This is a genomic window from Paenibacillus hemerocallicola (genome assembly GCF_006265175.1).
GTDB lineage: Bacteria > Bacillota > Bacilli > Paenibacillales > NBRC-103111 > Paenibacillus_AB > Paenibacillus_AB hemerocallicola.
On sequence record NZ_VDCQ01000076.1, the window covers coordinates 1 to 10,248 of the forward strand.

At 56.9% G+C, this 10,248-nt stretch carries 8 protein-coding genes; 5 read left to right on the top strand and 3 right to left on the bottom strand.

Annotated elements, in window-relative coordinates:
- Positions 1–333: 333 nt before the first annotated feature.
- Positions 334–1,506, bottom strand: a complete 1,173-nt coding sequence (locus FE784_RS34550; RefSeq protein ID WP_139606810.1) for a MalY/PatB family protein — start codon at positions 1,504–1,506, stop codon at positions 334–336.
- A 97-nt stretch (positions 1,507–1,603) separates the two neighbouring features.
- Entirely contained in the window at positions 1,604–2,257 is a 654-nt protein-coding gene (locus FE784_RS34555) for a GntR family transcriptional regulator (RefSeq protein WP_139606811.1), read from the bottom strand.
- Positions 2,258–2,581: 324 nt separating this feature from the next.
- Between FE784_RS34555 and ilvD the strand changes: the two genes are divergently transcribed.
- Genes ilvD through FE784_RS34570 form a run of 3 tightly spaced genes read left to right on the top strand, consistent with a single transcriptional unit; the run spans position 2,582 to position 6,625 of the window.
- Positions 2,582–4,321 (top strand): dihydroxy-acid dehydratase, encoded by a 1,740-nt coding sequence (ilvD, locus tag FE784_RS34560; RefSeq protein ID WP_218103862.1) that lies wholly within the window; start codon positions 2,582–2,584, stop codon positions 4,319–4,321.
- A gap of 10 nt (positions 4,322–4,331) precedes the next feature.
- Positions 4,332–5,813 (top strand): M81 family metallopeptidase, encoded by a 1,482-nt coding sequence (locus FE784_RS34565; protein WP_139606812.1) that lies wholly within the window; start codon positions 4,332–4,334, stop codon positions 5,811–5,813.
- 47 nt (positions 5,814–5,860) lie between these two features.
- The gene (locus tag FE784_RS34570; protein ID WP_139606813.1) at positions 5,861–6,625 is read left to right on the top strand and encodes an SDR family NAD(P)-dependent oxidoreductase; all 765 of its coding nucleotides are present in this window, start codon (positions 5,861–5,863) and stop codon (positions 6,623–6,625) included.
- A gap of 490 nt (positions 6,626–7,115) precedes the next feature.
- Here the strand turns inward: FE784_RS34570 and FE784_RS34575 are convergent, their stop codons facing one another.
- Positions 7,116–8,303, bottom strand: coding sequence for an EAL domain-containing protein (locus FE784_RS34575; RefSeq protein WP_139606814.1), 1,188 nt, complete (start codon positions 8,301–8,303; stop codon positions 7,116–7,118).
- A 231-nt stretch (positions 8,304–8,534) separates the two neighbouring features.
- Between FE784_RS34575 and map the strand changes: the two genes are divergently transcribed.
- Together map and FE784_RS34585 are read left to right on the top strand one after the other, a co-directional pair.
- Positions 8,535–9,284: a type I methionyl aminopeptidase gene (gene map, locus FE784_RS34580; protein ID WP_139606815.1), complete on the top strand. Its 750-nt coding sequence runs from the start codon at positions 8,535–8,537 to the stop codon at positions 9,282–9,284.
- A 216-nt stretch (positions 9,285–9,500) separates the two neighbouring features.
- Positions 9,501–10,049, top strand: coding sequence for an SGNH/GDSL hydrolase family protein (locus FE784_RS34585; protein WP_139606816.1), 549 nt, complete (start codon positions 9,501–9,503; stop codon positions 10,047–10,049).
- Positions 10,050–10,248: the final 199 nt, after the last annotated feature.

Genomic DNA, 10,248 nt, shown 5'->3' on the forward strand with positions numbered 1-10,248 from the left:
CAAGGCAATTCCCTTCTTCCATTGCATTGGGCTACTCTTAGCTGGTTCTTTAGTTCATCTTATTTAGTAACTGCCAGTCTAACTCCACGTGTTCCTGCTTCTGTTTCTATTTCTATATCTATTACTATTTCTGCTTCAACATCCGGCACGCTACGGCTGAGACGAAGCCGTCGGTTTTGGGCAGCACGGATGACCGGAACGCCGTTTCCGGGAAAAAGAACGGCAGCAGCTTCGCCGCTGTCCGTTAAGCCTGCTTGCCGGCACGCCAAAAAGCCAAACCCACCGGGTTCGGCTTTTTGGCGTCGTTACGTCTATCCAAATGGGATTCCGTGCTTACTTCTCCTTCGCCGCCCGGCAAAACGACTCGAGCGCCTCTTCCACGATGGAGCGCGGGCACGCCAGGTTGATGCGGAGCCAGCCTTCGCCCTCGTTTCCGAAGGTGGAGCCTTCGTTAAACACCACTTTCGCCTTGCGGTACATCAGATCCTTCAATCCGGCCACGTCAAGGCCGAGCCCGCGGCAGTCGATCCAGAGCAGGTACGTTCCTTCCGGCCGGAGCGGCTTCACCTCCGGCAAATGCTCGGCCAAATAATCGATCGCGTAATCGATATTGCCCGCTACGTAAGCGAGCATGGCGTCCAGCCAAGGGCCGCCCTCCCGATACGCCGCTTCCACGGCATCCTGAGCGAAATGCTGCGCCATATGCAAGCTGAGCGCTTTGATCCGGTTCTCGAACTTGCGCTTAATCGACGGATTGGAAATAACCGTATACGACGTATGCAGTCCCGGCAGGTTGAACGTTTTGGTCGCCGCGAGACACGTAATCGTGATGTCGGCCAATTCCGGAGACAGCGAGGCGAACGGAATGTGCTTGTGACCCGGCAGCGCCAGATCGCAGTGGATTTCGTCGGAGACGACCGTGACGCCGTAGGTCAGGCACAGCTCGCCGAGGCGGAGCAACTCCTCGCGGCTCCACACCCGTCCGCCGGGGTTGTGCGGGCTGCACAGCAGCAGCAGCTTGGCGCCTTCGCGAAACAACGATTCCAACTGGTCGTAGTCCATTCGGAGCTGTCCGTCACGGATCGACAGCGGATTTTTGACTACGTTCCGGCCGTTGCTGCGGATGACGTCGTAGAACGGATAATAGACAGGCGATTGCAGCACGACGTCGCTCCCGGGCTCGCTGAACAATTCGACCGCCAAGCTGAGCGAGGTGACTACGCTCGGCGTATCCGTAATCCATTGCGGCTCAATCGTCCAGCCATGCCTCGTCCGGTACCATTGGACGATGGAATCCAAGTAGCCGTCCGTGCGGATCGCGTAGCCGTATATGCCGAGCGCCGCCCTTTTCTCCAGCGTCTCGCGAACGGCAGGAGGACTTTGGAAGTCCATATCCGCTACCCACAGCGGCAAAATGTCGGGATCCCCGTACAGCTTCCCGTTCTGGTCCCATTTATAAGATCGCGTATTGCGCCGGTCGATGCGGCGGTCGAAATCGAAAGTCACGTAAATCCCTCCATGTAGTAGTCGATTGATCATTGGGAAAAGGATGGGGCCGCCTGGTCCGGTCGAGTCAGTCGACTGGTACCGCGTGACGGTAAAGTCAACCTATCGTCGATTTGAAGGTGCCGATATGCTCGGCCCAAACTTGTGCGATCTGATCGGAATTCCCTCCGCGGATCGTCTGGAGCAGCTTGTCGTGCTCCTTCCACAAATCGTTCAAGTCCTCGTAGGCTTGGCCCTGAATCAGGAAATGGAGATGGATCCGATTGTAGATCGAAGTCCACGTGCTGAGAAGTCCCGGCATATCGGCCAAACCGATTATATATTCGTGAAAGGCGAGATCGCTCTCGACGATTTTGTCCAGGTTTCTTTGCTCCGCACCGTCCTTCATGTCCGCGACGAAGGAATCCATCCGTTCGAGCTCGCGTTGCCCGATATTGGGCAGCGCTTTGCGGATCGCATACGTTTCGATAATAAGGCGGATCGGGTTCAATACGTCCCGCACTTCCTCGCCGGATATTTCCGCCACCGTCGTCTCCTTGTATGGAAGCGAGACGAGCAGTCCTTCCTGCTCGAGCATGCGGATCGCTTCGCGCACGGGACCGCGGCTTACGCCCATCTGCTTGGATATTTCCACTTCACGCAGACGGTCGCCCGGATTCAATTTGCCTTGAAAAATCGCCCTGCGGATATCTTCGGTAATTTTATGGCGCAGCGACGTTGCTTTTTGTTCGTCGAAACGAAATTGGGACATCGTTTTGGCACTTCCTTACTTGTTAGGTTCGCATTCTTTCATAGTAAGGGAAATAAAAGCAGTTGTAAACATTGCGACATTTAAATTCGGGGTAATCTTATTAGATAAGTGGAATTATTTCTAAGTGCACAGCACACATCCATGCGAAAATGGTTGCGTATGGCGGGGATTTATGATCCGATCAGTCGGATGTTCGGCGGTACGGGAAGGTTGGATAAAGAGCGCAAATAAATCGAGGTAATATTGTTGACAATCTTACATCATCATTTATACTAGTCATAGAAGCATGATTATAATGAACCGACCGGAGAGGGGAATACGACAGTGAGCGCAACACCAGACGGCCTTCGCAGTCAGCAAGTAAGGAGCATGAGCTTCGAGGGCGACGCTTTACGCATGTCTATGGATTGGTCCGTAGCCGATTTGGATAAAGTGCAGGTACTCGTGGAAAGTACGGCAGGCTCGAGCCATCCTAGCTCGTACCATCTCGACGAGCTGACCGCGGAAGCCGAGAAGGGAGTTCTGCAGGCCGGAGGCAAACCGGCTCTCTACACGACTACCGATATTTGCGACGGCATAGCGCAAGCCCATGAAGGGATGCATTATTCTCTCGCGTCCCGGGATTTTATCGCATCGATGGTGGAAATTCATGTGAAGGCGACGCCATTTGACGCCATGGTGCTAAGCTCGGCAGGCGATAAAGCCGTACCCGCGCATTTGATGGCGATCGCGAGGCTCGACATCCCGGCCATCCATGTGCCGGGAGGCGCGATGGGCGCCGGACCGTGCATGAAGTCGAACGAAGAGCTGTGGCATATGAGCGTCGAAGTGAAAGAGCGGAACATGACCAAGGAGCAGTTTCTGGCGTTTCAGCGGGCGTGCTGCCCGACGTGCGGCGCATGCCAATATATGGGGACGGCGGCGACGATGCAGGTGATGGCCGAAGCGCTCGGCTTGGCGCTTCCATGGTCGGCGCTCATTCCGGCGACCAACGCGGAAATTCGCCGGATGGCCCGGGCTGCGGGACAGCAAGTCATGGAGCTCGCTCGCACCGGGCTGACTCCTTCCCGCATCTTGACGAAGGAAGCGTTCGAGAATGCGATCATGATCCATTCGGCGATCGGGGGCTCGTTAAATGCGGTCATGCACTTGATCGCGATTGCCGGCGAGCTCGGAATCGAATTGAAGGCGGAGACGTTCGATGCGATCCATAGAGAAATTCCGGTACTCGTCGACACGAAGACGGCCGGCAAATACCCGACGGAGCTGTTCTGGTACGCGGGCGGCGTGCCGATGGTCATGAAGGAGCTGATAAACCATCTTCATCTCGATTGCTTGACGGTGACGGGGCGGACGATCGGCGACAATCTGGAGCAATTCGCGCGGAGTGAAATGCCCAACTATGCGGAGATGTTTCTGGCCAATTACAAGCTGAACAAAAGGGACGTCATCTATCCGATAGCCAAGCCGCTCAAGTCCGAAGGCTCGATGGCACTATTGAAAGGTAATTTGGCTCCGGACGGCGCGACGATCAAGAAATCGGCCGTCGTGGCGGAAATGATGGTGCACGAGGGGCCGGCGAAAGTGTTCGACAGCGAGAGGACGGCGGTAGACGCTTTCTTGAATCGCGAATTTCTGCCCGGCGACGTGATCGTCATCCGCTATCAGGGGCCGCGGGCGACGGGCATGCCGGAAATGTTCTACATGTCCGAGCTGATCGCCTCCGATCCTGTGCTGTCGAAGACGACCGCGCTAGTGACGGACGGCCGTTTCTCCGGAGCGACCAGAGGGCCGTGCATCGGCTATATGGGACCGGAGGCGCTCGATGGAGGACCGATCGCGTTCGTGAAAAACGGAGACACGATCCGGATCGACATTCCGGAGAGGCGCCTCGATATCGTGCGCCTCCAAGGCATCGATTCGGCAGACGAGCAGGAAATCGGGCTCGCATTGGAGAAACGTAAATCGGAATGGAAACGTCCCGACATCCGGCACAAGGGCGCGCTCGGGCAATATACCCGGCTCGCCAAGCCGGCGCTCGAAGGCGCTTCCGCTCAGGCATAAGGAGGACGGCATGAACATCGTAATCGGCGGACTCATACAGGAGAGCAATACGTTCAGCGAGGCACGCAGCGCTTTGCGCGATTTTCGGCACTATTATTTCCGGGTCGGGGAGGAGCTGCTGCAGCCGCAAAAGGCGGAAAACGAGCTGTCCGGCTTTCTGCGCGCCGCAGCCGAGGAGGCCGGAGACGTAACGCTGCTGCCTGCAATATTTGCCCAGGCCGTATCCTCCGGCAAGGTGCCCCGGGAAACGCTCGACGCGCTGAAGCAAGCGCTGCTGGAGCAGCTGGGCCTTATCCCCGAGTGCGACGGCGTGCTGTTCTCGCTGCACGGCGCGTGGGTCGCCGAAGATAACGACGATGCGGACGGGGAGATCGTCGACCTGATCCGGGGGCACGTCGGACCGGACGTCCCGATCGTCATCACGCTCGACTCCCACGCGAATGTCACCGGGAAAATCGTAGAGGGGGTCGACGGAATCGTCGGGTACCGGACTTTCCCTCATATCGATTATGCGGATAGAGGGTATAGCGCCGCAAAGCTGCTGTTCCGAATCGTGCGGGGCGAGACGAAGCCGCATCTCGCGATGCGGAAAGTTCCGATGATCGTGCCGGCGGAGCGCCACGAGACGTATCGCGGACCGATGGCGGAGCTGTGGACCGAAGCGCTGGCCGGCGAACGGGATGGAAGGTCCGCGCTGACCTCTCTTTTTCTCGTTCAGCCATGGCTGGACATCGCGGAGATGGGCTGCTCCGTTGTCGTTATGGACGACGACGCCGACCGCGCGGAGAAGGAGGCGGAACGGCTCGCTGCGCTCATGTGGGGCAAACGGAGCTTGTTTGACGTCAAGCTCTACCAAGTATCGGAAATCGTCCGGCTGCTGGAGACGGATAAAACCCGGAGCGAGCCGATTGTCGTCTCCGATTCGGCCGACAGTCCCGGAGCAGGCTCCGCGGGGGACAGCAATTTCGTACTGCGCGAGCTGCTTCGGCTCGGTGCGGAACGACGCTACCGCTGTCTGCTGTCGATGGTGGATCGGGAAGCGGCAGGTGCGGCAGCGGATGCGGGCGAAGGGAGCCCGGTCAAGCTGCGCGTCGGGCATTCGCTCAGCCGGTCGGTCGGACAGCCGCTGGAGATCGAAGGAACCGTCGTCCGGATCGGCAGCGGAAGGTTTCTTTTTGGCGGCGGCACTGTCGCTAATTTGGAAGCGAATATGGGGCGGTGCGCGGTCGTAAGCATCGGGACGGTATCGTTATTGCTGATGGAAAACCCCACCTTCACGGGAGACCCGGCCATGTATAGAAGCGTCGGCCTGGAGCCGGCGGAAGCGGATCTCGTGCTGGTGAAGTCGGCGAACCAGTTTCGCGCCGAATACGAGCAGCTGAGCGGGCGGATATATATCCTCGACACGCCGGGAGCGAGCACGGCCAATTTGCGGAGCTTGCCGTTCCGGCGTATTCCGAGGCCGATGTATCCGTTCGAGGACGATTTTTGAAGTGACTTCCGGAGTACGGAGAGACGAACAAAAGGAGATCGCTTGCTATGAGATTGAAAGACAAGGTTGCGCTTGTTACGGGCGGCTCTACCGGAATCGGTCGGGAGGTTTGTCTGGCGTTCGCGGCGGAAGGGGCTCGCGTGGCCGTCAACTATATCGGCCCCGAGGAGAAAGCCAAAGAGGTCGTATCGGCGATTGAAGCCGCCGGGGGGCATGCGATGGCCGTATTCGCGGACGTCAGCGACGAAGGTCAGGTAAACGCCATGGTCGAAGCCGTCGGTCGGGCATGGGGCGGCGTCGACATCCTGGTCAACAATGCCGGCATTTATCCGCGCAAGGAGTGGCACGAAATTACCGGAGACGAATGGGACCGCGTGCAGGCGGTCAACCTGAAGTCGTGCTTTTTGACGAGTAAAGCGGTGTTTCCCCATATGAAGGACAAAGGGTACGGAAAAATCATCAACGTATCTTCCGTCACGTTTTGGCGAGGGCAGAAGGGGTTTGTCCACTACGTCGCTTCCAAAGGGGGCGTAGTCGGCTTCACCCGGGCGCTCAGCCGGGAAGTCGGCATGCACGGAATAACGGTCAACACGATATCGCCCGGGGCGGTTTTGACCGAGCAGGAGCTGCTCGATATGCCGGACGCCGCGGAGCGGGAGAAGACGCGCCTGTATTTGGAAGAGGAGCAGGCGATTCCGCGGCGCCAGCTGCCGCCGGATATGGTCGGCGCCTTTCTGTTTCTCGCTTCGAGCGACAGCGACTTCACGACCGGCCAAACCGTCAATGTCGACGGCGGCTGGGTGATGCATTGAACGATTGAACGGCCGTTCTGCGCATAGGCAGACGGCCGTTTGGCTTTAATGATAAATAAGTTTGTCGACCGATGAGCCAGCCATATAAGGAAGCGATAAAGGAACAGATTTCCGTTAAACGCCGGAAATACTTGGAGGCGTACCAAATAGCGGAGCAGGTTTCCGCTATTTGGCCGTCGCTGTGCTTCCATCCCGCTTACAGTCGAAATAACGGAACGTGCTTCCGTTATTCTCGGGAAACGTTACAATTTGTCAACAATAACGGAGTCCTGTTCCGCTATTTTTCGTGGGCTGTCAGAACCGCAGGTCCAGCAGTTATGCATCCCGCAAGAAGGTGGGTGAACAAGTTGTATCAACTGTATAACCAGCTTTGAGGGGAGCGAGTCAGTTGTCCGCGTCGGCTGGAAACAGCACGGTTACTTTTCGCTATTCCTCGTCTATTCGCTATTCCTCGACTATATGGGGGTTGGCGGCAATCGAAAGGCGGGCGCTAGAACGAAAGGTCGATAAACAAGTAGCATTCGCTGCCGATCGGATAAGAGTAGGTTTGGATCATGGCCGACGTTTCAAGATCGGTATATTCGGTCGACAATATGCCCTTGTCCTGCGCGTTCATCAACGTGATGTTGGAAATGAAGTAAGGCCGCCATATCCAGTTGCAGCCCCGATAAGAAGCGTCTCGTGCCCAATTGCCGCCATCGGTTCGCGAGAAGTTGGCGGACAGCTGCTTGCCGTCGCCGGTACATATATATGCCCGATGGCAATAGCCGGGCAGCCCTTCCACAATACTCTGCACGAGTCCGTCCGCCTCATCCGGACACGAGGCTTCCAGGCTGCGCGTCAGAAGCTCCGACAGCCTGCCGTCGATTTCGGACAAATTGCCGTACTTTTCGATTTCTTGCCGCCGGTATCGCTCCAGTACGTCATCGATCAGCGGGGCGAAGCGGTCCTCCGGCAAGAAATCGGGAACCGGAACCGAGAACAAATACCCTTGCACGTAGCGCGCCCCGGCCTGCAGCGCGAGCAGCAAATCTTTATCCGTCTCGACGCCCTCCACGAGCAGGGACGCCCCGAGCTGAGAAGCCAGGATGGAGAAGGAGCGCATGACCGCCCGGTAGCCTTGGTGGGAGTGGCTTTTTTTCAGCAGCTCCAAATCGAGCTTCAATATTTTCGGGCGAATGACGGCGATCCGGTCGAAATTGCTGAAGCCGCTGCCTACGTCGTCGATCGCGATCGTGCAGCCTCTGAGCCGGTACTGCTCCACGATTTCGGCCAATTCGTACAAGTTCCCGCCGAACTCCTCCTCGGTAATCTCGATGACGACGCTGCCGGGATCGACACGATGCCGATCGAGCAGGGAAAGCGTATATAGGAAGCCTTGTTCTTTCCATAGGCGATAAATCCAGGATGGCTTCAGATTGAGGAAAAGCAGCTCGCCGCCTTGCCGTCCGGCCCATTTCTCTATGGCCTGCTTCCGCAGATGGCGGTCCAAACGGACGTGCGCCGCTTCACCGATATCGGGATTGTGGAAAAACGGGCCCAAGCTTTGCAGTTTTCCCGCTATAAGCTGCCTGCCGAGCGACTCGTAGCCGATTATGCGCTGCGACTGCAAGGAGACGATCGGATGGTAATAAGGAATCGTATCGGTTTCGGACGGAAACGAATGTTCTGCGGTCATGGTCAGACCCCCGGGGATTTGGCGATAGATGTATAGTATGTTATGTAATGTAACATGAGTGTAGAATTAAATTCTAATGGATACGGCGCCATGTTGCAATCGTTTTTCGACATTCAGGCAACCCGGCAAATTTGTATTCATCCGGAGAACATCCTATAATAGAAAGCAATTAACTGGCGAAAGCCGGAAATGCCTCCGCATTTCTGGCTTTCCGTTTTCGGGAGGCGCGCGATGATCGTCATCAAAACAAAGGAAGAGATCGCCAAGATGCAGCGGGCGGGGGAGTTGCTGGCTGCCTGCCATCGGGAAATCGCCGGCATGATCCGGCCGGGCGTCAAGACGATCGAGATCGATAAATTCGCCGAGGAGTTTATCCGCAAACACGGCGCGACGATGGAGCAGAAAGGATATCACGGATATCCGTATGCCACGTGCGCATCCGTGAACGACGTAATTTGCCATGGCTTTCCGGGGGAGCGGGCGCTCGAGGACGGGGACATCGTCGCCATCGACATGGTCGTCAACTTGGACGGATGGCTGGCCGACTCCGCATGGTCCTATGCCGTCGGGAACGTCAGTCCCGTAGCCAGGAAGCTGCTGGATGTCACCAAGGAATCGCTGTACAAAGGGATCGGGCAGGCGGTTGTCGGCAACCGGATCGGAGACATCTCCTATGCGGTCCAAACTTACGCCGAAGCCCAAGGGTTCTCGGTTGTCCGCGATTTCGTCGGTCACGCCATCGGCCAGGCGATGCACGAGGAGCCGCAAGTGCCCCATTACGGGCCTCCGGGCCGCGGCGTCCGGCTCAAGGAAGGCATGGTCATCACGATCGAGCCGATGATCAATACGGGAACATACCGCAGCAAGCTTGATCCGGACGGCTGGACGGCCAGGACGGAGGACGGCGGCCTGTCGGCGCAGTACGAGCATACGGTCGCGATCACGGCGGACGGTCCGCTTATTTTGACCAAACAGGAATAGAAGCCCGGTGAATAAGTGAGCGGAGGGTTTGGAATGAGGTCGTAGAAACGTCAGTGTTCACATTTGATTCCGGATTTTTTCCCATATTGGGCTTGTTGAAGCGAAAAATCTGGAAACAACGGCGATCGGAGGCCCGTTCCAAACCCGTAGCGGAGCTATTCACCGGTCTTTTTGAACATTCCTGTACAACGACATCAGGGCATTGGGGAGATACGGATGAAAAAAGTGCTTTTGCTCGGCGATTCGATCCGAATGGGCTATGAACCGCTTGTTCGAGCACAGCTTGCGGGGGAGGCCGAGGTTGTCGCGCCGGCGGAGAACGGCAGATTCGCCAAGCATACGCTGTGGGGCGTCAATCTATGGATCAAGGAGCTGGGAAAGCCCGACGTCGTGCATTGGAACAACGGCCTGTGGGATCTGCACCATGAAGCGCCGATGATCGAAGCATTGACGTCGCTGGACGAATATGTGCATACGATCGGTCGCATACTGAACGAGCTGCAAAGAACCGGAGCGTCGATCATTTTCGCTACGACGACCCCCGTTCCGTATGACGAAACGAACAGGAGCAACGCCGAAATCGATCAGTACAATGCTGCGGCGGTCGAGCTGATGAACCGGCACGGTGTCGAGGTGAACGATCTGAACCGGATCGTCAAGCAGGACTTGTCCGGATGCTTATGTCCCGATCGTCTGCATATGAGCGAACTGGGGAACGCGAGACTGGCCGAGCGGGTAACCGCAGCGATTCGCCCTTATTTGTAATGAGAACGAAGACCGCCTTGGACCTGTGTCCGCTGGCGGTCGTTTTTTTTGTCGAAATGCCTATATAAGTTGAACTAAAGGTTTTAACGTTCATTCCATTCCAGAAGGGATTGCCTTGCAGCTTCAGACAGGTTGTTTTGAGTTTCCTTGTTTGTATTGGCCTACGGCAAGGTTGAAACTTGGGAGCCAAAACTCGCTC